A 22904-nucleotide genomic window follows, 5' to 3' on the forward strand; every position below is an offset into this window, starting at 1 on the left:
GGCCCCGGCTCGGGGGCGAGCCGGCCGGTCCTCGGAGCGCTCAGACGGTGATCTCGCCGCGGGCCGCCTTCAGCGCGATGTCGGTGCGGTGCTGCGAGCCCTTGATCCGGATCTGGCCGACACCGGCGTACGCGCGCTGGCGGGCCTCGTCGAGGTCCTTGCCGGTCGCGCTGACCGCGAGGACCCGGCCGCCGGCGGTGACGAGGTCGTCGCCGTCCTGGCTGGTGCCGGCGTGGAAGACGCGGACGCCGCCGGCTTCGGCCTGCTCGATGCCGGTGATCGCGTCGCCGCTGCGCGGTTTGGCCGGGTACTTCTTGGCCGCGACCACGACGGCGACCGCGGAGCCGTTCTTCCAAGCCAGCGGTTCGGCGTCGGCGAGCTTGCCGGTCGCCGCGGCGTACAGGACGCCGCCGAGCGGCGTCTTCAGCAGCGGCAGCAGCGCCTGGGTCTCGGGGTCACCGAAGCGGCAGTTGAACTCGATCACCCGGACGCCGCGGCTGGTCAGCGCCAGGCCGGCGTACAGCAGTCCGCTGAACGGCGTGCCGCGGCGGCGCATCTCGTCGACGGTCGGCTGGAGCACCTTCGCGGTGATCTCCTCGACCAGCTTTTCCGGTGCCCAGGGCAACGGTGTGTAGGCGCCCATGCCGCCGGTGTTCGGGCCCTCGTCGTGGTCGCCGAGCCGCTTGAAGTCCTGGGCCGGCTGCATCGGCAGCACCGTCGTCCCGTCGGTGATCGCGAACAGCGACACCTCCGGGCCGTCCAGGTACTCCTCGATCAGCACCTGCCCGCACTCGGCCGCGTGCGCCAGCGCCTCCTCGCGGTCGGACGTCACCACGACACCCTTACCGGCGGCCAGCGCGTCGTCCTTCACCACGTACGGCGGGCCGAACGCGTCGATCGCCTCGGCGGCCTGCTCGGGCGTCGTACAGACGTAGGCGCGGCCGGTCGGCACGCTCGCGGCGGCCATCACGTCCTTCGCGAAGGCCTTCGACCCCTCGAGCTGCGCCGCTTCCTTGGACGGGCCGAAAACCGCGATGCCGGCCGCGCGCAGCGGGTCGGCGAGTCCGGCCACCAGCGGCGCCTCCGGACCGACCACGACCAGGTCGGTGCCGAGCTCCTGGGCCAGCGCGACGACCGCGTCGTGGTCCGAAATGTCCACCGGGCGGCAAACGATCGTTTGCCCTTCGGACGCCGGCCGCAACGCGGCGATGCCAGGGTTACCCGGGGCCGCCACCACCTGCGTGACGTCGGGATCCTGACTCAGCGCCCAGACCAGTGCGTGCTCACGGCCGCCAGAGCCGATGACGAGAACCTTCACGGGCCATGAGCCTAGTGCACCTGTGCCCGCGTGGTTCCGGCTGCCCTGGGCGGGTGTCAGACTGCGCGTTACTGGAGGTACTCGATTGACTACAAGTTCCGCACCGGCGCCGCTGCGGCGCCGGCCCACCCCTGCGTCCTTGCTGTCCTGGCTGATGCTGGCCCCCTGCCTGGTGATCTTCGCGCTGTTCATCGTCTGGCCGCTGGGCAAGTCGATCTCGCTGTCGCTGCACGGCTCCGACCTGTTCGGCCGCCCCGACGCCTTCGTCGGGCTGCAGCACTACCGCGACATGCTGGGCTCGGCGGAGTTTCGCCACATCCTGTGGGTGACGTTCGCGTTCGTCCTGCTGACCGTGATCCCCGGCGTACTCGGCGGACTCGCGATCGTGCTGCTGCTCGAGCAGCACATCAAGGGGATCCGGATCTTCCGGACCGCCTTCGCGCTGCCGTTCGCGTTCTCGGTGGCCAGCGCGTCGGTCATCTTCGCGACCATCTACAACCCGGCGATCGGACTGGCCAACGGGCTGCTCGGCCGGTTCGGCGTGGACCGGATCGGCTGGCTGACCGACCCCGACTGGGCGCTGATCAGCGTCGCGATCACCACGGTCTGGATGAGCATCGGCTACAACGTGCTCGTGCTGTCGGCCGGCATCGGCGCGATCCCGCAGGAGATCAACGAGGCGGCCACCCTGGACGGCGCCGGCGGCTGGCGCGCGGCCCGATTCATCACCGTGCCGATGCTCGGCCCGCAGCTGTTCTTCCTGGTGGTGATCTCCACGATCCAGTCGTTGCAGGGCTTCGGCCAGATCAAGATCCTCACCCCCGAAGGCGGGCCCGAGCAGTCCACCAAAACGCTCGTCTACTCGATCTACCACACCGCGTTCGCGAACAACGCGAGCGACTTCGGCGCCGCGTCGGCGCAGGCGATCGTGCTGCTGGTCATCCTGCTGGCCTGCACGGCGATCCAGTTCGGCGTACTGGAAAGGCGGGTGCACTACAAGTGAGGCAGCTGACCGTGGGCCGCGTCGTCACCTACGCCGTACTGATCGTCGCCGCGCTGGCGGTGATCTTCCCGGTGTACTACGTGATCGCCGGCTCGATCATGTCACCCGGCCAGATCTCGGCGTACCCGCCGGACCTGTTCCCGCACGGCATCTTCACCGGCAACTACGAGGCGGCGTCGTCGTCCGGGACGCCGATCGGCCGGCAGTACCTGAACTCGATCCTGCAGACCTCGATCATCACCGTGTCCCAACTCGTCACCAGCGTGCTGGCGGCGTACGCGTTCGTGTTCATGAAGATGTGGGGCCGGACCGTGCTGTTCGGGCTCTTCCTGGCCACCTTGATGGTGCCGTGGGAGTCCATCGTGCTGCCGAACTACCTGACCATCACCAGCTGGGAGCTCGGCGGCGAACGGCTGACCGCGTCGTACGCCGGAACGATGATCGCGCTGGTGCTGCCGTTCCTGGCCAACGCGTTCGGGGTGTTCCTGCTGCGGCAGTCGTTCCTGCAGTTCCCGACCGAGCTGCGCGACGCGGCGACGATCGACGGCTGCGGGCACTGGCGGTTCCTGCGCCAGATCCTCGTTCCGCTGAACAAGCCGGCCCTGGCGGCGGTCGGGCTTTACGTCTTCCTGTCCGCGTGGAACCAGTTCTTCTGGCCGCTGCTGATCGGCGACTCGGCCGACCGCCGCACGCTGCAGATCGGCATCAGCCAGCTGAACGACGCCGAGGCCGCCGACCCCGGGCTGATCCTGGCCGGCGTCACCCTGTCCATCCTGCCCACCCTGGCCATCGTGATCTTCGGCCAGCGCTTCATCGTCCGCGGGCTGACCGCGGGCGCGATCCGATGAAAGAGGTACAAACCATGCGATCGATCCGACAACGGCGTACGGCGACCGCGGCGTCCCTGCTGGCGATGCTCGCCCTAGTGGCGGCCGGTTGCGGGAGCAGTGACTCCGGCGGCGGCGAGTCCGGCGGCGGGCAGGACGCGCCCGACGCGAGCGCGCTCGACAACGCGAGCGGCGTCACCAAGGTGACCTTCTGGCACGGCATGAAGGGCGCCAACGGCGAGGCCGTCGACAAGCTGGTGAAGGCGTTCAACGACAAGTTCACCGGCAAGATCGAGGTGCAGGCCGTCTATCAGGGCGACTACGACGACACGATCACGAAGTACAAGACCTCGGTGCAGCAGGGCAACACGCCCTCGGTCGTACAGATCTACGACATCGGCTCGCGGTTCATGATCGACTCCAAGCAGACCGTGCCGATCCAGAGCTTCGCCGACAAGGACGGCTACGCGCTGGACTCGATCGAGCCGAATATCGCGAACTACTACTCGATCGACTCACAACTCAACTCGATGCCGTTCAACACCTCGATGCCGCTGCTGTACATCAACAAGGAAGCCTTCGTGAAGGCCGGGCTCGACCCGAACAAGCCACCGTCGAACCTGGACGAGATCATGGCGGCCGCGAAGAAGCTGACCGTCAAGCAGGGCGGCAAGACCGTCCAGTACGGCTTCAACGCGGCGATCTACGGCTGGTTCGTCGAGCAGCTGATCGCGCAGTCCGGTACGACGTACTGCGACAACGACAACGGCCGCACGGACCTGGCCACCAAGGTCGAGTTCGACGGTGAGCAGGGCGTCAAGATCGCCACCTGGTACCAGCAGATGGTCAAGCAGGGCCTGATGCCGAACACCGGCAAGAAGACCGACGACGCCCAGGCCGTCTTCAAGTCCGGCACGTCGGCGATGCACCTGGAGTCGACCGGGGTGCTGCGCGGCTACCTCGACGCGGCCAAGGGCAAGTTCACCGTGCTGACCGCGCCGTTCCCGAAGCTGTCCGCCGACAGCACCGGCGGCCCGATCATCGGCGGCGCCTCCCTGTGGGTCAACGGCCCCGGCCACTCCGACGCCGAGAAGCGCGCGTCGTGGGAGTTCGTGAAGTTCGCGTCGACCCCCGAGCAGCAGGCCGCCTGGCACACCGGCACCGGCTACTTCCCGATCAACTCCAAGGCCCTCGACCTGCCCGAGGACAAGGCCTGGGTGGCGCAGTACCCGCAGTTCACCACCGCCATCACCCAACTCCACAACACCAAGCCGAGCAACGCGTCCTCCGGCTGCATCCTCGGCGTCATGCCCCAGGCCCGCAAGGCCTCCGAGGACGGCCTCGAAAAAGCAGTCCTCGGCACCGACCCGGCCGCCGCGATGAAGGCCGCCGCCGAATCCATCAAGCCCCAGATCGACCAGTACAACAAGACGGTCAAGAAGTAGTACGTCAGTTCTCGGCGGCCGGGGAGCGATCCGCTTCCCGGCCGCTGGTGCGTTCGGCGTCGGTCGGGCGGAGGCCCAGGCGGTGTTGTTCGGCCAGGACTATTCGTTGTTCGGTGGGGAGGTTTTCGTCGTCCAGGGCGCGGGGGCGGGGTTCGTCCTGGCGGCGGGGTGGTAGGTCGTCCTGGATGCGGGATGGTTGGTGCAGGGGGTCGATGGCTCGGCGGTCCAGGTTCTTCGCGTCGCTCTTGCGGGCGTACTCGTCGAAGAGCAGGCGTTTGTGTTCCTGGACCTCGCGGATTCGTTCGTCGACGCTGTCCTTGGCCAGGACGCGGTGGACCTGGACCGTGCGGATCTGGCCCATCCGGTGGGCTCTGGCGATCGCCTGTTCTTCGGCGCTCGGCTTCCAGTGCGGCTCGGCCAGGATGACGACCGAGGCCGCCTGCATGTTCAGGCCGACGCCGCCGGCTTCGATCTGGCAGAGCAGGACGGCGTGGCCGCGGGCGGCGGTGAACTCGTCGACGAGGCGTTGCCGTTCGGCCGGGCGGACCGCGCCGCGGATCGAGCCGGCGGTGGGGCAGGTTTGCTGGATCCGGTCCAGCACGCCGAGGAAGTAGGAGAAGACGATCACCTTGCGGCCGTCCTCGCCGGCCTCCTCGATGATCTCGCCGATCCGTTCCAGCTTGGCCGAGTCCTCGGCCTCGAAGGCGGCCTGGCGCATCTTCATCAAGTTGCCGGAACGCACCGCCGCGACGTACGCCGTCTGGTCGGCCTGGCTCGGCAGCACCCAGTCGTCGATCTCGATCTTGTCGGGCAGTTCGGTGAGCACGTCCTCCTGGTTGCGCCGCAGGTAGACCGGTGCGACGGCCCGGCGGAATTGCTTGGCTCCGGCAACGACATCGATTGCCGTCAGCCCCTTCACGGTTCCGGGCCGGAGGTGTTCGACCAGGTTGCGGAACTCGTCGACCCGGTTCTCCATCGGCGTACCGGTCAGGAACACCACCCGCTGCGCCGCCGCCACGGCCTCGGCGACGACCTGGGTCCGGCGGGCCTTCGGGTTCTTGACGTAGTGCGCCTCGTCGACGATCAGCAGCGCCTGGTCGTGGCCCTTCAGGATCTCGAGGCTGCCCAACGTCCCGAACGTCGTCACCGCGACCCCGCCGTCGCGCAGCCACCGGCGAGCGGCGCACTCGCGCTGAGCGCCGTGCAGGTTGTGGGCTTCCAGCCGGGTGTGCTTGGAGATCTCGTTGAGCCAGTTCATCTGGACGCTGGCCGGGCAAACCACGAGGAACCGCTGCTGCCCGCGGGCCGCGAGATGCGCCGCCGCGGCGAGGGCCTGGATCGTCTTGCCGAGCCCCATCTCGTCGCCGAGGATCGACCGTTCCTGGTGGATCAGGTACTGCGCGCCGAAGACCTGATACCCGCGCAGCGTCGACTTGATCAGCGACAGGTCCAGCGGAACGGCGGTGATCCGCTGCCGTAATTCCTCGGGGATGAAGCCCTGCGCCGCCTCGACCTCGACCTCGACTCCACTGACGGTCGACAGGGTCGCGTTCACCGCCGCGGCGTCGGCGGCGTACTCGTTCCAGAGCCGCTCGTCGGTATAGCCGGTGAGCGCGACCGACTGCTCGTGCCGGGTGAGCTCGCCCGCGAGCCAGGCCGTCCGGGGATGCCGGTCGATCGTCTCGAGCCGGCTCAGCGCCAGCAGCGCCGCCTGCTTCTTGTCCCGCCCCGAGAACCACATCGACAGCCGGCGCCGAGCCGGAGCCGCAGCGACCAGCCACTGCTGGGTGATGCCCGTCAGCTCCCGCACGGGCCCGATCAGCTGGGTGGCAGCCTGGTCCGCCCGCCGGATCGCGGTCAGCGTCGCCAGCAGGTCCCGCTGCTCGTTGTCCGGTCGGTCCGGCTGAAACCTGAACCGGGCCGACTTGGCGACGTCGGCCACGACAGCCCGGACCGCCTCGGTGATCTTCTCCGCGGTCTTCGGCCCGATCCCGGGCAGCGCGACGAGTTCGGCAGATGACACGCCGGCCAGCCGCCCGATGGTCCGGTAGCCGGCCCGCTCCAGCGTGGTGACGCGCTTGCCCATCACCTCCTGCAAGGCAGTGACCGGCAGGTTCTCCAGCTCGCTGCCGATCTGCCGCCGGGTCAGTACGGCGAGCTGCTGGCGGGCCTGCTCCCGCAGCGCCTCCGGCTTGCCGACCAGGGCCTCGGCGCGCGCCCGGAGTTCGTCGATCCGGCCGATCAGATCGCGCGCCGGCTTGCCGACGCTCGACCGCATCCGGTCCGCGTCCGGCGACTCCCCCTGATCGCTCACCGAGCCAGTCTGCCGCCTGTCACGCTGCGCGATCAACGGGTGGAGGATCAGTAGTGCCAGTAGTGCTTGCCGTCGGCGTTCCAGGTGACCGGGACGGTGGTGCGGTTGGTGAAGGCCATGCCCAGACCGCGAGCCAGCTCGACCGAGCGGGAGAGCTGGAGGGAGTACGGGTGCTTGTTGTCGTCCCACCACTGCTCGACCTGGGTGATGCATGTCTGCTTCGCGAACGACGGGTTGGAGCACGGGTGGGGCGGCAGCCACTTCTGGAGATGGCGGAAGTTGACCGAGGTCGAACTGCCCTTGATCGTGCCGGTGGCGTCGAGGCAGTAGCCGGCGGCGGGGATCGTCCACTTGACGTAGTGCTGGCGGCCGTCCGCTGACGGAAGCGGCTGCAGGTCAGCGCACGTGGCGTCGCCGATCTTCTCGGTGGTGACGCGCTGGATCTGGGTCAGCGGGCGACCGACGCCGTCGTTGTAGCCGTCGAGCAGGACCCAGTCGCCTTCACGCACGAACCGCTCGGCCGACTTCGGCGGCCAGGCCTTCGGGTCACCCCAGGAGATGTCCGAGGTGGTCGCGCTCGACGGGGTCCAGGACCACTGGCCGGCCGCCGTACCGCCGGCCCAGTACTGACCGGCGGAGCGCTCGAACATCAGCGAGTACTGACCGTAGTTCTCCACCGGCGCCGCGGCCGCGGGCTGGGCACCGCAGACCAGTGTCGCGAGCAGGACCGCGAACATGTTCCGCATGACCACTCACAGTAGTGCTGTTCAGGAACCCCACCCGGGATTAGGGTCCAGAAAAGTCCGAACCGAGGAGTCGACATGCCGGATCCTGTCAGCCACACCCTCGACGTCCCCGGGGCCGTCCTGACCTACGACGTCCGCGGCGATCTCGCCGACCGTACGCAGCCGGTGCTGCTGCTGATCGGATCGCCGATGGGCGCGAGCGGATTCCCCACGCTGGCGTCGCACTTCACCGACCGTACGGTCGTCACCTACGACCCGCGCGGCGTCGAGCGCAGCAAGCGCACCGACGGCAGCGGCGAGCTCTCGCCCGAGCAGCACGCGGACGACCTCGCGGCGCTGATCGAGACACTCGAAGCCGGCCCGGTCGACGTGTTCGCGAGCAGCGGCGGCGCGGTCAACGCGCTGGCCCTGGTCGCCCGCCGCCCCGAGTTGGTCCGCCGAGTCGTCGCGCACGAGCCGCCGCTGGCCGGGCTCGTCCCGGACGCCGAGTACGCGCTGGCCGCGTGCGAGGACATCTACCAGACCTACCAGCGCGACGGCATGGGCCCGGCGATGGCGAAGTTCATCGCGATCACCCAGTACGACGGGGAGATCCCGGCCGACTACACCAGCCAGCCGGCCCCCGACCCGGCGATGTTCGGCCTGCCGACCGAGGACGACGGCAGCCGCGACGACGCGCTGCTCGGGCAGAACCTGCGCGGCTGTACGTCGTACCAGCCGGACGTGGACGCGCTCGCGAAGTCCGCCGACCGGCTGGTGATCGCCGTCGGGGAGGAGTCCAGCCGTCAGCTGGCCCGGCGTGGTGGCGAGGCGATCGCGCAGCGGCTCGGGCTGACGCCGGTCGTCTTCCCGAGCAACCACGGCGGCTTCCTCGGCGACGAGTACGGCATGCCGGGCAAGCCCGAGGAGTTCGCCGGCAAGCTGCGCGAGGTCCTGGACGCCTGAAAAGCCGGACGTGCACCACTGACCAACCGCCTCCGCACCCGCTCGGTCAGGCGTGGCGACGACCTGCGGAACGCGTTCTGACGGGGTTGGTGGGTGGTGCACGTCCGCTGATCTGGTTAGCTGGTGGCTATGACTGACAAGCCTGAGATCGACTTTCCGGACGGCCCGCCGCCGGCGGATCTGGAGATCACCGACATCACCGAGGGCGACGGCGCCGAGGCCAAGGCCGGTTCGCGGGTGAACGTGCACTACGTGGGCGTGGCCCACTCCACCGGCGAGGAGTTCGACGCGTCGTACAACCGGGGCGCGCCGCTGGGCTTCCAGCTCGGCGTCGGCCAGGTCATCCAGGGCTGGGACACCGGCGTCCAGGGCATGAAGGTGGGCGGCCGCCGCAAGCTGGTCATCCCGCCGCACCTGGCCTACGGCGACCGCGGCGCGGGCAGCGCGATCAAGCCCGGCGAGACCCTGATCTTCGTGGTCGACCTGATCAGCGTCAGCTGACCTCCTGCTCTCCGGCCCCCGGGTGCGTCACAATCGACGCAGCCGGGGGCCTTTTGCGTAGTCGTACTCATCCGCCCAGCCGCCCGGACAGGTTTGACTGGGAGGCATGACGACGATGGTTGCCACCACCGATCCGGTGACCCGGACCGCCGGCTGGACCCGGTACGCCGCGCCGGCGGCCAAGGCGGCCCTGTTCGTGTTGTTGCTGACGGCCCTGATCTGGCCGGACATGAGCGGCATCAAGGGCAAGGCGTCGACCGCCCGGCTGATCGTCTACCCGCTCGGTACGATGGTGCTGCCGTTGTGGTGGTGGGCCTACGGGCGGACCCGGTCCAAGTTGCACCGGACGTTCCCGTGGACGGCCGACCTGCTGATCACGCTGCCCTGGCTGATCGACCTGATCGGCAACCGGCTGAACCTGTTCGACACGGTCAGCTGGTGGGACGACGCGATGCACTTCGTGCTCTGGGGATTCCTCACCGCCGGTGTCCTGCTGGCGTTCGCCCCGCGTCCGCTGTCGCGCGGGCTGACCGCCTTCGTGGCCCTCGGGTTCGGCGCCACGGCCGCGGTGGTGTGGGAGGTCGGCGAGTACTACGCGTTCATCCGCCACTCCAGCGAGCTGCAGACGGCGTACACCGACACGCTCGGCGACCTGGCGCTGGGCACGCTCGGCGCCCTGGTGGCCGGCCTGGTCCTCCACCAATCCCGCCTCCGCCGCCGCCGCCCCCATTTGGACGGTTAACCAGGGAACTTGTGGGTTCGCCGGCCGCATGCACGGGAAGAACCCACAACCACCTGGGTCAACCGTCCAAATGGCGCTCGCCGATGCCGCGGTGAACGAGTCAGCGGTCGGTCGGCCGGCAGACGTTGCTGGCCAGGGCGCTCGCGGCCAGCGCCTTCGCCGCGGGGTTCGGCTCGGAGCGGGCCGGTTCCACCGGAGCGTTCTCGGCCGCGGCCGTCGGCACTGTGTCCTGCACCGCGGACGGGCTGGTCTCGCGGGTGGTGTGGCGGCCGATCGGGACGACCATCGGGGTGCCGGCGACCGGGTCGGGCACGATCTTCACCGCCAGGCCGAAGACGTCCTCGACGATCTGCTCGGTGATCACCTCGCGGGGATCGCCCTCGCAGACGATGTCGCCGTCCTTCATCGCGATCAGGTGGTCGGCGAAGCGGCAGGCCTGGTTCAGGTCGTGCAGGACCAGGACGATGGTCCGGTCGTCGCGCTTGTTCAGGTCGACCAGCAGGTCGAGCACCTCGAACTGGTGGGTCAGGTCGAGGAACGTGGTCGGCTCGTCGAGCAGCAGGATGTTGGTCTCCTGGGCCAGTGCCATCGCGATCCAGACCCGCTGGCGCTGACCGCCGGACAGTTCGTCGATCGGCCGGTCGGCGATCTCCAGGACGTCGGTCGAGATCATCGCGGCGGCGACCGCCTCGTCGTCGGCCTTGGTCCACTGCCGGATCCAGCCCTGGTGCGGGTACCGTCCGCGCCCGACCAGGTCGGCGACCGTGATGCCCTCCGGCGCCGTCGGCGACTGCGGCAGCAGACCGAGCTTGGTCGCGACCTCCCGCGTCGACACCTGCTGGATGCTCTTGCCGTCCAGCATCACGGCGCCCTTCGACGGCTTCAGCAGCCGGGCCAGCGTCTTGAGCAGCGTCGACTTGCCGCACGCGTTGGCGCCGACGATCACCGTGATCTTGCCGGTCGGGATGCGCACCGACAGGTCGTGGATGATCTCGCGCTGGTCGTAGCCGACCGCGAGCTGCTCGGCCGCAAGACTGTGCTCCACAGAGTTCTCCATCTCTCAGCCACCACTCCCGACCCGGTTCGACCGGGCCAGCAGGAACATCAAGTACGGCGCACCGACCACACCAGTGACCACACCGACCGGCAGTTGGGTGTCGCCGAAGGCGTGCTGCGCGATCAGGTCCGACAGCGCCACCACCAGCGCGCCGATCAACGCCGACGCGATCATCGCCGGACCGGGCGACCGGGTCAGCCTGCGCGCGATCGGCGGCGCCACGAACGCGACAAAGCCGATCGGTCCGGCCGCCGCAGTAGCGACCGCGGCCATCAGGACCGCGATCACGATCAGCCCGAGCCGCGAGCCCTCGACCCGCAGCCCCAGCCCGTACGCCGTCTCGTCGCCCAACTGCAGGATCCGCAGCCGGTGCACCAGCACCACCACGAACGGCGCCAGCACCACGAGCGTGATCGCCACCGTGCGAACGTGCGACCAGTCCCGCCCGTTCAGGCTGCCGGTCAGCCAGATCAGTGCCTGCTGCGCGACCTCGACCCGCGCCTTGGTCAGCAGGTACGACGTGACGCTGGTGGCGATCGCGCCGATTCCGATGCCGACCAGGATCAGCCGGTAGCTCGATACCCCGCGGCGCCAGGCCAGCACGTACATCGTGAACGCCGTCAGCAGCGCGCCGGCGATCGCCATCGCGGCCACGGCCGGACCGGTCAGCCCGAGCGTGACGATCGCGAACACCGCGAACGCGCTCGCGCCGTACGTGACGCCGATGATGTCCGGGCTGGCCAGCGGGTTGCGGGCAATGCTCTGGAAGATCGCGCCGGACATGCCGAGCGCGGCACCGACCAGCAGCGCGGTCAGCGCCCGCGGCAGGCGGAGCCGGTTCACGATGAACTCGGTCGCCTTGTCGCCCTGGCCGAACAGCGTCTTGACCACGTCGACGACCGGGATCTTGAAGTCGCCGAGCGACAGCGAGACGCAGAACGCGACGAACACCAGGGCGGCGACCACGACCGTGACGACGACGTTGCGCGCGTGGCGGACCGTGCGGGCCCGGGTGATCACCTCGGCGGGGGTCAGGTCCGGCGTACGGTCGGTGAGCTGGGTCATCACAGATCAGCCAGCTTCCGGCGGCGGACCAGGGCGATGAAGAACGGCGCACCGATGACGGCCGTGACGATGCCGACCTGGAGCTCGCCGGGCTGGGCGACGACTCGGCCGAGTACGTCCGAGCCGAGCAGCAGGATCGGGGCCAGCAGCATCGAGTACGGCAGGATCCAGCGGTAGTCCGGGCCGGTGATCAGGCGGGCGACGTGCGGGATCGTGAGGCCGATGAAGCCGATCGGCCCGGCGGCGGCAGTGGCCGCGCCGCAGAGCAGGACGACGGTGACAGCGGTGAACACCCGGGTCAGGCCGACTCGCTGACCGAGCGAGCGGGCCACGTCGTCGCCGAGCGACAACGCGTTCAGCAGGCGGCCGGAGACCAGGGCCAGCACGATCCCGATCAGGATGAACGGCGCGACCTGCTCGGCGATGTCCGAGCCACGGCCGGCCAGCGAGCCGACCGACCAGAACCGGAACTGGTCGAAGGTGTCCACGTCGCCGATCAGCAGCGCGGTGGTCAGCGAACCGAGCATCGCGGTCATCGCGGCTCCCGCCAGCGCGAGCTTGACCGGGGTCGCGCCCTCCCGGCCGAGCGATCCGAGCGTGTAGACCGCGACCGAGGCGGCGGCCGCACCGGCGAAGGCCAGCCACACGTACGCCGTCAGGCTGGTCAGCCCGAACCAGTAGATGCCACCGACAACGAAGAGCGCGGCGCCGCCGTTCACGCCGAGGATGCCGGGATCGGCCAGCGGGTTGCGGGTCACGCCCTGCATCAGCGCGCCGGACAGTCCGAGCGCCGCGCCGACCAGCAAACCGATCAGTGTCCTCGGCACCCGCAGGGAGTGGACGATCACGTGGTCGGTGTTCGTCTCGTCGTAGTGGCGCAGGGCGTCGAGCACCGTGCCGAGCGGGATCTGTTTCGACCCGACGGCGATGCTGAGCAGGCAGACCACCAGCAGGAGCGCGACCGCCGCCAGCAGCCCGGCGACCAGGGTGGTCCGGCGGGCGGGCGAGCGCCGCGGTACGGCGTTCGGGCTGGTGGTGGCCGGCCTGGTGACGGCGGCAGGCGGCGAGGTCATTGGACTTTTGGGATCCTCTTAGGTAAGGCTTACCTCTAGACGCCTCAGAATAGCCCGCTCGCCACCGGGACGCACCTGGGGACCCCTGCTTTGTCACTACTTTCCCTGCGGAGACCCTGCGATGACCACAGTGCTCGAGCGGCCCATCACGTTCGACTCCGTTCGCGTGACGGTGGCGGCGATCGAGGATCTGAGCCCGCACCTGCGCCGGGTGACGTTCGTCGCACCGCGCCTCGCGGACGTCGTACCGGCCGGGCCGGACCAGCGGATCAAGGTGCTGCTCAGCCCGCCGAACGGCAGCGCGCTCACGCTGCCGAGCGGCCCGGACTGGTACGCCGAGTGGTGCGCGACGCCGGAGGACGAGCGGTTCGTGATGCGCACGTACACGATCCGCGCGGTCCGGCCCGAGGTCGCCGAGCTGGACGTCGAGTTCGTGCTGCACGGCGTGAACGGTCCGGCCTCCGCCTGGGTCAGCGCGGCCGAGATCGGTGACGAGATCGGGCTGATCGTGCCGTTCGAGGTGGACACCACCAGCACGAAGGGCCTGCTGCAGTCCGGCGTCGACTACGTGCCGCCGGCTACCAGCCGGAACCGGATCCTGGTCGCCGACGAGACCGCCCTGCCCGCCCTCGCGGCGATCCTCGAGCAGCTGCCCGCCGGGGTGCACGCGACGGTCTTCGTCCAGGTCCCCGACCCGCGCGACATCCGCCCGCTGCCGACCGCCGGCACCGTCGACCTGACCTGGATCACTCCGGCCGGCGACGGCCCGAAGTCGTTGCCTGAGGCCCTTAAATTGGCAACCCTCCCGTACGACGCCGACTACGCCTGGGTGGCGGGCGAATCCAGCATGATCAAGGCCGTCCGCCGGCACCTGGTCGACACGGCCGGCCTGGCCAAGCAGTGCATCTCCTTCCAGGGCTACTGGAAGCGCGGCGAAGCGCAGGTCTGAGCAGTCACGTGCCCCGGAGAACCAGGTGGGTCTCCGGGGCTCGAAGCTGGTGGACTAGCTCGGGTTCTCCGCGTGGGTGAGGGTTTCCCAGGCGACGAAGAGGTTGTTGGAGCCGGCCGGGCGGCGGGACTCGGTGAGCGCCTGGGTGTTGGACATCGCGATGCCCAGGCGGGTGTGCAGGCCGTTGTAGCCGACTTCGGTGATCGGACCGAGTCCGCGCTTCAACGTGCCGTTGCACAGCCAGGACGGGACCGGCTCCAGGTTCCGCTCCCAGCGGGACTGGAAACCGAGCGCCTGGCGCAGCCGCTCACCGAACTCGGGATAGAGGTTCTCGCCCTGGATGTACGAGGTCTCCATCACGTGCGAGATCGCCGAGATGCCGTAGCCGGTGTGCACGAAGTCGCGGCAGGTCTCCTGGGTCAGGCCGGTGACGAAGGTGCTCTGACCCTGCCAGTAGTTGACGATCTTCTCGCGGGTGTCGAGATTCTGGCTCGGCTTGGTCCGCGGTAGCGGGCCGTCGGACTCCAGGTAGACGAACGCGGGCGTCCGGACCCGGAACAGCGCGATCGCCTTGTCGTACACGGCCTTGTCGTCCAGGAACACCCCGATGCCCTGGATCGCCTCGGTCATGCTCAGCTCCCAGTTGCCGTTGGAGTTGGAGCCGTTGATGATCTCGGGCAGGTACACGGTGCGCAGCATCGTGGCGAACCGGGCCTGGTTCGGCCAGTTGCCGTAGGCATGCTTGATGATCTCGGCCGCCTTCGGCCACGACGACGCGGCCCACGCCGTCTGCAGCGGCGCGTTGCTGTTGGTGTGGTCGCGGATCGTGGCCGACCACGCGTCCATCAGCTGGATCGCCTTCTGGGCATAACGATCGTCACGGGTGATGTACCAGATCAAAGCGTCGGTGTACGCCGCGATCGCGTCCTCGCGCTCGTCGGTGCAGCCGTAGTTCGGGTTCGAGTACGAGCCGCACTCGACCACCGCGCGCGGTTTCGCGGTGCGGGTCAGCGAGGCGTACGCGCTGTTCTTCGCCTGGTTGAAGGCGTTCGTCCACGGCTGGGCGCCGGCCTGCACCTTGGCCCGGACGAAGTCGAGCTGCGGCCTGCTGACCCCGACGCCGGGGTGGGTGAACGTGCCGGGCGCCAGGACGGCGGACGGCGTCTGGTGCGCGGCGGGTTCGGCCTTCGGGGCCGCGACGGCTGGACTGCTGAGAGTGCCTGCGACCAGGGCGGCACAGGCCGCGGCCAGCAGGATCGGCTTCTTGCGCATGGGCGGATGTCCTGTTCTCCGGGGGCGGTAGGACACTGCGATTCCCCCACTACCGCAGGGTCTTTTCGAAAGTTTGACGACGCAGGGTGAACGCGTCAATATCCAAAGCCGAAGAAACTTCACTGTGGAACAAAACTCTGGTTTGTCCCACTCCGCTGGAACGAAGTGCGGTCTTGTCCCATGAAAAGACGCCAGTTCCTCGACCTCGGAACCGACGCCCTGGCCGCCCCGGGACTACCCTCCGGCGAATGGTTGCTAGCAGCAAGGCGACGACTGGCGGTGTTTCTGCTGCGCCACGGCGTACGCCATCCGCACCGGATTGGTGCCTTCGGCAACTTACCGGACGCCGGCGAAGGCGTGGAACAGGATGGTGGCGACAGCTCGCCACTCTGACCAGTTGAGCCCCCGGACGCGCGCTAGTGGGCGTGACCGGCCAGGTGCTCGGCGCGCAGGCCGGCCGCCTCGAGGACGAGGGCGGCCATCTGTACGCCGACGCCGCGCAGCGGCTGGGACCGTACGACGCTGCGCGAGCTGGCGCCGTCGAAAACCATCGTGAGCTGGATGGCCGCGGTGTCCGGGTCGTCGGCGCCGCCGCGGATCAGCTCGGCGCGGAAGAAGTCGGTCAGGGCCTGCTTGAAGTGGCGGGCCACGACGCTGCCCGGGTGCTCGGGGTTCTTGAGTTCGATGGCGGTGGCAACGAACGGGCAGCCGTAGTAGTCGTCATGGGCGGCCAGCTCGTCCTGGCGCTCGAAGACGGCCAGGATCCGGTCGCGCGGCGGGCGCTCGTCGTCGGGGCTGGGCAGCAGCAGGGCGTTGTAGTACGGCCCGCGAGCGGCGAGGCTCTCCGCGATCACCTCGTCCTTGGAGCGGAACAGCTGGTACATCGACTTCTTCGACACCCCGGCGGCCTTGCAGAGTGCGTCCACACCGATGTTGACGCCGTCGCGGTAGAACAGTTCGCTCGCAGCCTCCAGCAGCCGCTCGCGGGATGTCGCCTGGCTCTTCATACGTCGAGCGTACCGGCTCGTTTTGGCGAAGGAAACCGATCGGTGTATCTTTGAGCGAAACAGACCAGTTTCCTCTCTTCGACCGGAGCTCCCCCATGACTTCACTGCACGGCGCCGTCGTCCTCGTCACCGGTGGCAACCGCGGTATCGGCAAGGCGGTCGTCGACGACCTGCTCGGCCGCGGCGCCGCCAAGATCTACGCCACCGCGCGCAAGCCCGAGCCGAGCACCGATCCGCGCGTCGTCCCGGTGCCACTTGAGGTCACCGACCAGGCCTCGATCGACGCCCTGGTGAAAGCCGCGCCCGACGTCACCGTCCTGGTCAACAACGCCGGCTGGGACATCCCCGGCAACACCTACCTGGAGACGCCGCTGGACGACCTGCGGCACCTGATGGAGGTCAACTTCTTCGGCCCGCTGGCGGTGACCCGCGCCTTCGTCCCGGTGATCGAGCGCAACGGCGGCGGCCACATCCTGAACATGCTGTCGGGCCTGTCCTGGGTGGCCTATCACGGCGCGTACTCCGCGACGAAGGCCGCGTTCATGCTGCAGACCAACGCGGTGCGGCTCGAACTGCTCGGCAAGGGCATCGGCGTCACCGGCCTGCACATGGGCTACGTCGACACCGACCTGACCAGCGCGATCACCGCCCCGAAGGAGAAGCCGGCCGACATCGCCAAGGCCGCGCTCGACGGCGTGGAGTCCGGCGCCCACGAGGTGCTCGCCGACACCACCGCCCGCGGCGCCAAGCAGGCCGCCTCGGCCGACCTGACCGACGTGTACGCCCAGCTCAAGGGCTAGTTCTTCAGCTCCCGCGCCCAGGCCGTCACCTCGAGCTTGCCGGTGGTGCCGAGATCGGTCACCACCGGCCAGACGGCCTGGACCTCGCCTGTGCGCGCCGCGACGCGCAGGAACTGCCCGGTCTGCGGATCGGCGCCGTCCGCCACAGTGTTGCTCCAGGCAACAACCGCCCGAGCGGTCTGCCCCTTGCTCAGCCGCACTCGCTTCGGTCCCGGGTCGATCGCCATGTACGACGACTCGTGCGCGACCACGGTCCCGAGCGGCTTGCGCCAGTAGTCCAGGACGGCGACGTCCGGATACCCGTTGAGCGTGAGCGTCTTCGGCCGGCAGTTCGTCACGGTGAGCACGACCGCGCGATGCCCGAGCGCCGCCTCGACCGGGCCGACGGTGACCTGCGCCCCGGACGCAGGGCACACCTTCGGCGGCGGAGTCGGAATCGGCCCACCGGTCGCCTTCCCCGTCGGCACCGGCGTCGCGGGCGGCGGGCCACCCCGGCTCGCCACCTCGGTCCCACACCCGGCGACCAGCAGCACGATCAGCACCACAGCAAGCCTCACCCTCGCGAACCTACGTCAGGTCGGGTTCCCAGCCCGTCACCAACGCGGTGACCCTGGCTCGACGGCCGCGCCGAGCGCACCTGATCGCCGTACGAGGTGACCAGGTCGGACAGCTGCTCGGGCCGGCGAGCCGTGGCGACCACCTGGTGACCGGCGGCCAGGGCCGCCTGGGCGATCTCGCGGCCCAGACCGCGCGAGCTTCCGGTGACGAGAAAGACCTGCTGCTTCATCGTGCGGGTGGACCGGATCGCCGCCGAATCCGGCTCGAACAACGCAGATCTACCACTACTTCGGCAGCAAGGACGGCCTGTTCGACGCGGTCTTCAACGAGATCGTCGAGCACACGGTGAGCGCCACCCCGATCGACCCGACCGACCTGCCCGAGTACGCCGGCCGCCTGTTCGACGGCTACGAGCAGCACCCCGAGATCCAGCGGCTCGCGACCTGGTACCGGCTGGAGCGCGCCGGCACGAACGCGCCGCTGGACAAGATCATCGAGAGCAACCGGCACAAGACCGAAGCGATCGCGAAGGCTCAGCGCGACGGGCTGCTGCCCACCAAGTACGAGCCGATCGTGCTGCTCAGCCTCGTCATCCACCAGGCCACTTTGTGGGCGAGCATGACGCCGGAGTACGCCGCCCTCGGCGAGCAGAAGTCGTCGGCCGATCGGCGCAAGGTCGTCACCGAGGCGGTCGCGGCGCTGCTGCGGGGCTGAGCCGACACGCGTCGGCAGGAATTTCGCAGAGATCTTGCATAAAATGGCTGGGTGATCGATGTCGTCGCTGTACTCCGTCCGGAAGATGTAGTCGTCGATTTCCTGTCCGTGCTCGACCCCGCCCGTGGTCGCGAGGTCCACCTGCTCGTCGCCGATCGCGGCGCCTATCTGAAGCTGCCGGTGGGTGTTCCCCTGGCCGGCCGGCTGGCTCCACTCGCCGATCTGCTCGCCGGTTCCGCGGACGGCGCCAAGCCGTACTCCCCCGGTGCCGCCGCCGACGCGATCGCCCTGGAGACCGGTGACGTCGAGGCCACCGTCTGGACCCACAACCCGGCCGACCGACGGGAACGCCGTGGCCGCTGGGGTCTTGAGCTGGCCGATCTCGTACGCCGTGCTCCGGTGCTGCACGCGGTGGGTGACGCGCACTGGTTCCAGTGGATCACCGACGTCGACGAGCGGCTGAGCCCGTCGCTGATCGAGAGCAAGCTCGACTTCGTCAACACGCACGGCACCGAGCTGCTGAGCCTGGACGAGCAGGACGACGACGCGCTGCTCACCTCGAGGGTCCACTCGGTCGAGCGGTTCTTCGGCTCGACTCCGGACGAGCGGGCCCGGCTGTACGCGGTGATGGGCGGCAGGGGCGAGCACGCCGCGCTGGTGTCCGACCCCTGGGAGTTCGCGACGTCGCCGTACGAGGTGGAGCGGCTGGACGCGGTGCTGGACTGGGTGCGGTCGCACCTGGACCCGGCGGCCGGGCGGGTGATCGAGGTGGGTGCTTGCGAGGGTGCGCTGACCCGGCGGCTCCTGGCCGAGGGCTATTCGGTCGACGCCACCGAGCCGAACCAGGCCTTCCTGGAGCGCCTCCGCGCGCTGACAGTGACTGGGCCAGGCGACCTGCGGGTGCACCCGCACAGCTACGAGGACCTGACGACCACTCGGCGGCTCACCGGCTCGGCGTACCTGCTGATCGAGTTGCTGTACTACGAGCAGGACCTGGCGTTGCTGGACCGGTTCCCGACCGATCGGCTGTTCGTGGCGATGGACCCGACGAAGCTGGCGGCGCAGTCCTGGCCGTCCGGCTGGAGTGTCGAGGAGCAGGTCGAGCTGGCCGGGCCGCGGTTCGAGCCGGTCGTCAGCGGCCGGGCCCACCTGCGCAAACGCGGCAGCCGCGGTGTACTGCTCCGGCGGCGCTGATCAGCTGACGTACAGGTCGCGGTCGCGGGTGTACTCCATCGAGGCGGCGATCCGGTCGGCCAGCTCAGGCGACAACTCGCGCTCGACGATCCGCAGGGCCAGGTCGATGCCGGCCGTGATGCCGCCGGCGGTGACCAGCGTGCCGTCGTCGACGACCCGGTTCTTCTTCAGGTCCGGCCCGTACGCCGTGAACTCCTCCCAGGCGTTGCGGTTCGTGGTGGCCGGCCGGCCCTTCACCAGCCCGGCCTCGGCCAGCAGCATCGAGCCGGTGCAGACCGACGCGATCCAGTCGAGCTGTGGGGCCAGCTCGGTGAGCCGGGCCGGGAGGACTCCGCGCTGAGCCTCGGCCCACGAGCCACGCTCGGCCCGGTTGAGCCAGCCACCGCCCGGCACGAACAGGCCGTTCGGCGTCCCCAGACCGGCTGGTGCGCGGAACTGCAGCCCGTGCATCCCGGTGACCTCGACCGGCCCGTCCAGCCCGACCAGTGCAAGCTCCAGCTCGTCCGTGCGCGCCGCCGCGTGGCTCCACACCTCGAACGGGCCCATCACGTCCATCTCGTCCACACCGTCGAACACCAGGATCTCGATTCGCATGGCTCCATCCCATCGCTCGGCGGCGGTCGCGGCCAGCCGTCCGGCGGCCGGTCTTCGGCAGGATCTGGCCAGCTGAGTTGGCAGGTCGGAACCACCACTGGGCGCAGGGGTCGGACCGCTGGGCGCAAGACGCTCGCACCAACAGTGATCGGTCCGCTACCCATGGTGGAGACATCCCGCCACCGGAGGTCCGCCCATGCCTCGAACCGCGCCCGCCCGCGCCCTGGTACGCCGTCCCCACGCCGGCTCGCTCATCGCCGTCGCCACCACGGTGCTGGCCGCCGGTGTCTCGCTCAACGCTGTGACGACCCCGGCGTCGGCCTCTGCTGCCGCAGCCGCGACGGCTTGCGACACTGCGGCAGCAGGCTTCGCCCCTGTGCTCCAGCTCGACCTGCCGGAGCGCGGTAGCTTCCTGAACCAGACACCGCCGTACAGCCTGGACCGGACCGGTGAGGTCGGCTCCAACTTCGACCGGGTCGCCTACTGCGTCGAGCTGAACGGGCCGGACGGACCGCAGTGGGTCTGGACGGCGATGGAGCCGTTCACCGCGACCGCCGCCCGGATCGGCCTGCCGACGCGCCCTGGTGAGCTCGTCCGGCAACGGGTCGGCGACCTGGAGGTCCGGTCCAATGTGCCGGGCGTGACCACCGGCAGCGGCCAGACCGGCTACCTGGAGATGTGGCCGAACCAGTACCAGGAGAGCGCCAGCACCCAAGTGGCCAACGCGTCGCCGATCACCTTCGACGTGGACGACAACCCGACCTCACCGCTGGGCTACGGCTCCTTCCAGGTCGGGCAGATCGGTGCGGACCGGCCGTCGAGCCTCGCGGCCAAGCAGGTGTTCGCGATCAACACGTTCACCGAGTCAGCCACCGGCACGCTGTCGCTCGGCATCGGCACGAACACCGCCGGCCAGCCGGACTGGACCTTCGCGAACAACGCGAGCCGCTACTCCCAGCGCCGGCTGACGGCGTACGTGCGTACGGCGCTGGTCAGCGTGACGGAGTCGCCGCTGGACCGGCAGCTGATCCCCCGCGACAGCCGGAACGGCGCCGTCGTACCGGTGGCGGGCACAGTCACCGATCCGGGCGTACGGCGAGTGCAGCTGCGGGTGACGGGCAACGGGCGGACCGAGACGTTCTCCTCGGCCTCCAAGTCGTTCCGCTTCACCCCGCGCATCACGGCGGGGCTGCACGAGTACAGCTTCGAACTGCGGGCCACCGGGCCCGGTGTGGACCGGGTCGTCGCACGCCGCGACGGTGTGGTCGCCGGTGACGTGCTGGTGGTCCAGGGGCAGTCCAACGCGGAGGCGGCCAAGTACAACGGCGCCGCGAACGCGGAGGAGTCGCCGTACCTGCGCAGCTTCGGGACGCCGACGTCGGACGGCACCATCTCCGGCGCGGACCGGGTCTGGCACTACGCGACCGGTGACGTGACCAACCAGTCCGGCTCGGTCGGCCAGTGGGCGATCCGGATGGGCCGCAAGCTCGTGGACACCTACAAGGTGCCGGTGGCGCTGTTCAACGGTGCGCACGGCGGTCAGCCGATCAGCTTCTTCCAGCGCAACGACGCCGCGCCCAACGACCTCGGCACGAACTACGGCCGGCTTCGGCAGCGCCTGCAGGCCGCTGGCGTGCTGGGCAACGTCAAGGGAGTCCTCTGGTACCAGGGCGAGTCCGACAACGACAACGCCGCGGTGCACGTCTCCGGGTTCAACGAGCTGCTGCAGGACTGGCGCAGCGACTTCGGCACGGCCAGCCGGTACTACGTGTACCAGGTGCGCACCTCTCCCTGCGGTACGACGACCAACATGAACCTCCGCGAGGCCCAGCGGCAGCTCGGCGACACAGCCGGCGTCACACTGCTGTCCACCAACGGCCTGTCCGGCCACGACGGCTGCCACTACGCGTACCTCGGCGGCTATCGGGAGATGGGCGACCATGCGTTCGCCGTACTGGCCAGGGATCTGTACGGCGGCCCGTCCGCTGGTGTCGCGCCGCCGAATCCGTCGGCTGTGACCGCCAGCGGATCGCAGCTCGTCGTACAGCTTCGGTCGACCGATCCGCTCACCGTGGACGCCGGTGCTCACGCCGACTTCGTGGTGGAGGGCGGAGCCGTCACGGTGGCGTCGGTCGCCTACCAGCCAGGCGGCAAACTCGTGCTCACGCTCTCGGGCCCGGCCACCGGTGTGACCGGCCTGACGTACCAGGGCCACCTGGGCGCGGGTCCCTGGATCACCAACGCGACCGGAGCCGGCCTGCTCGCCTTCAAGCTGCCCGTCACCTGAACCAGGACGCGGCCGGCGCCCACCGCCCCGAGGCACCGGCCGCGTCCTAGCCGAGCACCTCCGTGGCGACGTGGTCGCGGTCCACTCCCTCGATGATCATCGTCACGCCGTCGGAGTTGCCGGTCCGCAGCGGCAGGATCTCCTGGTACGCCGGTGAGGCGTACCAGCCGCGGGCCTGCTCGTAGCTGGGGAACTCGATCACGATCAGAGCGCCCGGCCACTCGCCCTCCAGGTGCTCCGGCCGGTTGCCGTGCACGATGAAGTGGCCGTCGTACGGTGCGAGCGTGGCGTCGATCCGCTCCAGGTACTCGACGATCTCGGCGCCCATCCGGACGTTGCTCAGGTTGGCGATCGCGTAGTGCGTCATCTCGGTCCCTCCCGGTGATCTGTGCTGGTGGGACCAGCCTCGCCGGGAAGGTGTACGGCGGCGATTACCTCGTGGGTCATGCGAGCGCAGCGCGGGTGGGTGGGCTGGTGCCGACGTACGGTAGAT

24 protein-coding genes are annotated in these 22904 nt (G+C 69.4%); 12 read left to right on the forward strand and 12 right to left on the reverse strand.

From position 1 onward, the window contains the following. Positions 1 to 40: 40 nt before the first annotated feature. Positions 41 to 1318 carry a phosphoribosylamine--glycine ligase gene (purD, locus tag ACQPXM_RS38925; protein ID WP_432942994.1) on the reverse strand — a complete coding sequence of 426 codons (1278 nt, stop codon included), beginning with the start codon at positions 1316 to 1318 and terminating at the stop codon, positions 41 to 43. Between the two features lie 85 nt (positions 1319 to 1403). On the opposite strand from purD, the gene ACQPXM_RS38930 reads away from it, so the two are divergent. Genes ACQPXM_RS38930 through ACQPXM_RS38940 form a run of 3 tightly spaced genes read left to right on the forward strand, consistent with a single transcriptional unit; the run spans position 1404 to position 4593 of the window. Next, the gene (locus tag ACQPXM_RS38930; protein WP_432942995.1) at positions 1404 to 2321 is read left to right on the forward strand and encodes a carbohydrate ABC transporter permease; all 918 of its coding nucleotides are present in this window, start codon (positions 1404 to 1406) and stop codon (positions 2319 to 2321) included. Next, positions 2318 to 3169, forward strand: a complete 852-nt coding sequence (locus ACQPXM_RS38935) for a carbohydrate ABC transporter permease (RefSeq protein WP_432942996.1) — start codon at positions 2318 to 2320, stop codon at positions 3167 to 3169. The genes ACQPXM_RS38930 and ACQPXM_RS38935 overlap by 4 nt, the downstream gene beginning before the upstream one ends. A 14-nt stretch (positions 3170 to 3183) precedes the next feature. Beyond that, entirely contained in the window at positions 3184 to 4593 is a 1410-nt protein-coding gene (locus ACQPXM_RS38940) for an ABC transporter substrate-binding protein (RefSeq protein WP_432942997.1), read from the forward strand. Between the two features lie 4 nt (positions 4594 to 4597). On the opposite strand, the gene ACQPXM_RS38945 is transcribed toward ACQPXM_RS38940, so the two are convergent. Next, positions 4598 to 6907, reverse strand: a complete 2310-nt coding sequence (locus ACQPXM_RS38945) for an SNF2-related protein (RefSeq protein ID WP_432942998.1) — start codon at positions 6905 to 6907, stop codon at positions 4598 to 4600. A gap of 47 nt (positions 6908 to 6954) precedes the next feature. Beyond that, positions 6955 to 7653, reverse strand: coding sequence for a hypothetical protein (locus ACQPXM_RS38950; RefSeq protein ID WP_432942999.1), 699 nt, complete (start codon positions 7651 to 7653; stop codon positions 6955 to 6957). A 75-nt stretch (positions 7654 to 7728) separates the two neighbouring features. Here ACQPXM_RS38950 and ACQPXM_RS38955 point away from each other — a divergent pair, with 75 nt between their 5' ends. The 3 genes from ACQPXM_RS38955 to ACQPXM_RS38965 all read left to right on the forward strand — a co-directional run bounded on the left by ACQPXM_RS38955 (position 7729) and on the right by ACQPXM_RS38965 (position 9841). Further along, complete coding sequence (locus ACQPXM_RS38955; RefSeq protein ID WP_432943000.1) at positions 7729 to 8598, forward strand: alpha/beta fold hydrolase; 870 nt, start codon at positions 7729 to 7731, stop codon at positions 8596 to 8598. A 129-nt stretch (positions 8599 to 8727) separates the two neighbouring features. Next, a complete protein-coding gene (locus tag ACQPXM_RS38960) occupies positions 8728 to 9099 on the forward strand; it encodes an FKBP-type peptidyl-prolyl cis-trans isomerase (protein WP_432943001.1) in 372 nt (123 codons plus the stop codon). 106 nt (positions 9100 to 9205) lie between these two features. Further along, positions 9206 to 9841 carry a hypothetical protein gene (locus tag ACQPXM_RS38965; RefSeq protein WP_432943002.1) on the forward strand — a complete coding sequence of 212 codons (636 nt, stop codon included), beginning with the start codon at positions 9206 to 9208 and terminating at the stop codon, positions 9839 to 9841. Positions 9842 to 9941: 100 nt separating this feature from the next. On the opposite strand, the gene ACQPXM_RS38970 is transcribed toward ACQPXM_RS38965, so the two are convergent. From ACQPXM_RS38970 to ACQPXM_RS38980, 3 genes are read right to left on the reverse strand one after another with little or no spacing between them, the layout of a single operon-like run. Next, the gene (locus tag ACQPXM_RS38970; protein ID WP_432943003.1) at positions 9942 to 10898 is read right to left on the reverse strand and encodes an ABC transporter ATP-binding protein; all 957 of its coding nucleotides are present in this window, start codon (positions 10896 to 10898) and stop codon (positions 9942 to 9944) included. A 3-nt stretch (positions 10899 to 10901) separates the two neighbouring features. After that, on the reverse strand, positions 10902 to 11963 hold the full coding sequence (locus ACQPXM_RS38975) for a FecCD family ABC transporter permease (RefSeq protein ID WP_432943004.1): 1062 nt from the start codon (positions 11961 to 11963) through the stop codon (positions 10902 to 10904). Next, positions 11963 to 13036: a FecCD family ABC transporter permease gene (locus tag ACQPXM_RS38980; RefSeq protein WP_432943005.1), complete on the reverse strand. Its 1074-nt coding sequence runs from the start codon at positions 13034 to 13036 to the stop codon at positions 11963 to 11965. The genes ACQPXM_RS38975 and ACQPXM_RS38980 overlap by 1 nt, the downstream gene beginning before the upstream one ends. Before the next feature lie 121 nt (positions 13037 to 13157). On the opposite strand from ACQPXM_RS38980, the gene ACQPXM_RS38985 reads away from it, so the two are divergent. Next, entirely contained in the window at positions 13158 to 13985 is an 828-nt protein-coding gene (locus ACQPXM_RS38985) for a siderophore-interacting protein (RefSeq protein WP_432943006.1), read from the forward strand. 54 nt (positions 13986 to 14039) lie between these two features. On the opposite strand, the gene ACQPXM_RS38990 is transcribed toward ACQPXM_RS38985, so the two are convergent. Further along, on the reverse strand, positions 14040 to 15257 hold the full coding sequence (locus ACQPXM_RS38990) for an alginate lyase family protein (RefSeq protein WP_432943007.1): 1218 nt from the start codon (positions 15255 to 15257) through the stop codon (positions 14040 to 14042). A gap of 180 nt (positions 15258 to 15437) precedes the next feature. On the opposite strand from ACQPXM_RS38990, the gene ACQPXM_RS38995 reads away from it, so the two are divergent. Continuing rightward, positions 15438 to 15650 (forward strand): hypothetical protein, encoded by a 213-nt coding sequence (locus tag ACQPXM_RS38995; protein WP_432943008.1) that lies wholly within the window; start codon positions 15438 to 15440, stop codon positions 15648 to 15650. A 23-nt stretch (positions 15651 to 15673) separates the two neighbouring features. Here the strand turns inward: ACQPXM_RS38995 and ACQPXM_RS39000 are convergent, their stop codons facing one another. Beyond that, entirely contained in the window at positions 15674 to 16264 is a 591-nt protein-coding gene (locus ACQPXM_RS39000) for a TetR/AcrR family transcriptional regulator (protein WP_432943009.1), read from the reverse strand. A gap of 95 nt (positions 16265 to 16359) precedes the next feature. Here ACQPXM_RS39000 and ACQPXM_RS39005 point away from each other — a divergent pair, with 95 nt between their 5' ends. Beyond that, positions 16360 to 17064, forward strand: a complete 705-nt coding sequence (locus ACQPXM_RS39005) for an SDR family oxidoreductase (protein ID WP_432943010.1) — start codon at positions 16360 to 16362, stop codon at positions 17062 to 17064. Here the strand turns inward: ACQPXM_RS39005 and ACQPXM_RS39010 are convergent. Continuing rightward, the gene (locus tag ACQPXM_RS39010) at positions 17061 to 17621 is read right to left on the reverse strand and encodes a DUF4232 domain-containing protein (protein WP_432943011.1); all 561 of its coding nucleotides are present in this window, start codon (positions 17619 to 17621) and stop codon (positions 17061 to 17063) included. The genes ACQPXM_RS39005 and ACQPXM_RS39010 overlap by 4 nt on opposite strands. Further along, positions 17618 to 17893, reverse strand: coding sequence for an SDR family NAD(P)-dependent oxidoreductase (locus ACQPXM_RS39015; protein WP_432943012.1), 276 nt, complete (start codon positions 17891 to 17893; stop codon positions 17618 to 17620). Before ACQPXM_RS39015 ends, ACQPXM_RS39010 begins: the two co-directional genes overlap by 4 nt. 74 nt (positions 17894 to 17967) lie before the next feature. Between ACQPXM_RS39015 and ACQPXM_RS39020 the strand changes: the two genes are divergently transcribed. Continuing rightward, a complete protein-coding gene (locus ACQPXM_RS39020; protein ID WP_432943013.1) occupies positions 17968 to 18336 on the forward strand; it encodes a hypothetical protein in 369 nt (122 codons plus the stop codon). 51 nt (positions 18337 to 18387) lie between these two features. Beyond that, entirely contained in the window at positions 18388 to 19530 is a 1143-nt protein-coding gene (locus tag ACQPXM_RS39025) for an SAM-dependent methyltransferase (RefSeq protein ID WP_432943014.1), read from the forward strand. Here ACQPXM_RS39025 and ACQPXM_RS39030 read toward each other — a convergent pair whose 3' ends face one another. After that, positions 19531 to 20124 carry a DJ-1/PfpI family protein gene (locus ACQPXM_RS39030; protein ID WP_432943015.1) on the reverse strand — a complete coding sequence of 198 codons (594 nt, stop codon included), beginning with the start codon at positions 20122 to 20124 and terminating at the stop codon, positions 19531 to 19533. It abuts the gene before it with no gap. A gap of 196 nt (positions 20125 to 20320) precedes the next feature. Here ACQPXM_RS39030 and ACQPXM_RS39035 point away from each other — a divergent pair, with 196 nt between their 5' ends. Continuing rightward, positions 20321 to 22411: a sialate O-acetylesterase gene (locus tag ACQPXM_RS39035; protein WP_432943016.1), complete on the forward strand. Its 2091-nt coding sequence runs from the start codon at positions 20321 to 20323 to the stop codon at positions 22409 to 22411. Between the two features lie 46 nt (positions 22412 to 22457). On the opposite strand, the gene ACQPXM_RS39040 is transcribed toward ACQPXM_RS39035, so the two are convergent. Continuing rightward, complete coding sequence (locus ACQPXM_RS39040; protein ID WP_432943017.1) at positions 22458 to 22778, reverse strand: DUF1330 domain-containing protein; 321 nt, start codon at positions 22776 to 22778, stop codon at positions 22458 to 22460. Positions 22779 to 22904: the final 126 nt, after the last annotated feature.

Origin of the sequence: Kribbella sp. CA-253562, from assembly GCF_050942265.1 — a bacterium.
Taxonomy (GTDB): Bacteria; Actinomycetota; Actinomycetes; order Propionibacteriales; family Kribbellaceae; genus Kribbella.

What these genes read in the sequence shown, in the direction of transcription:
- ACQPXM_RS38940 (WP_432942997.1), top strand. Translation starts at nt 3,184, where the DNA reads ATGCGATCGATCCGACAACGGCGTACGGCGACCGCGGCGTCCCTGCTG.
- ACQPXM_RS39005 (WP_432943010.1), top strand. Translation starts at nt 16,360, where the DNA reads ATGACTTCACTGCACGGCGCCGTCGTCCTCGTCACCGGTGGCAACCGC.
- ACQPXM_RS39035 (WP_432943016.1), top strand. Translation starts at nt 20,321, where the DNA reads ATGCCTCGAACCGCGCCCGCCCGCGCCCTGGTACGCCGTCCCCACGCC.
- ACQPXM_RS38990 (WP_432943007.1), bottom strand. Translation starts at nt 15,257, where the DNA reads ATGCGCAAGAAGCCGATCCTGCTGGCCGCGGCCTGTGCCGCCCTGGTC.
- ACQPXM_RS39040 (WP_432943017.1), bottom strand. Translation starts at nt 22,778, where the DNA reads ATGACGCACTACGCGATCGCCAACCTGAGCAACGTCCGGATGGGCGCC.
- ACQPXM_RS38965 (WP_432943002.1), top strand. Translation starts at nt 9,206, where the DNA reads ATGACGACGATGGTTGCCACCACCGATCCGGTGACCCGGACCGCCGGC.
- ACQPXM_RS38980 (WP_432943005.1), bottom strand. Translation starts at nt 13,036, where the DNA reads ATGACCTCGCCGCCTGCCGCCGTCACCAGGCCGGCCACCACCAGCCCG.
- ACQPXM_RS39000 (WP_432943009.1), bottom strand. Translation starts at nt 16,264, where the DNA reads ATGAAGAGCCAGGCGACATCCCGCGAGCGGCTGCTGGAGGCTGCGAGC.
- ACQPXM_RS38960 (WP_432943001.1), top strand. Translation starts at nt 8,728, where the DNA reads ATGACTGACAAGCCTGAGATCGACTTTCCGGACGGCCCGCCGCCGGCG.
- ACQPXM_RS38995 (WP_432943008.1), top strand. Translation starts at nt 15,438, where the DNA reads ATGAAAAGACGCCAGTTCCTCGACCTCGGAACCGACGCCCTGGCCGCC.
- ACQPXM_RS38985 (WP_432943006.1), top strand. Translation starts at nt 13,158, where the DNA reads ATGACCACAGTGCTCGAGCGGCCCATCACGTTCGACTCCGTTCGCGTG.
- ACQPXM_RS39030 (WP_432943015.1), bottom strand. Translation starts at nt 20,124, where the DNA reads ATGCGAATCGAGATCCTGGTGTTCGACGGTGTGGACGAGATGGACGTG.
- ACQPXM_RS38970 (WP_432943003.1), bottom strand. Translation starts at nt 10,898, where the DNA reads ATGGAGAACTCTGTGGAGCACAGTCTTGCGGCCGAGCAGCTCGCGGTC.
- ACQPXM_RS38950 (WP_432942999.1), bottom strand. Translation starts at nt 7,653, where the DNA reads ATGCGGAACATGTTCGCGGTCCTGCTCGCGACACTGGTCTGCGGTGCC.
- ACQPXM_RS38955 (WP_432943000.1), top strand. Translation starts at nt 7,729, where the DNA reads ATGCCGGATCCTGTCAGCCACACCCTCGACGTCCCCGGGGCCGTCCTG.
- ACQPXM_RS38975 (WP_432943004.1), bottom strand. Translation starts at nt 11,963, where the DNA reads ATGACCCAGCTCACCGACCGTACGCCGGACCTGACCCCCGCCGAGGTG.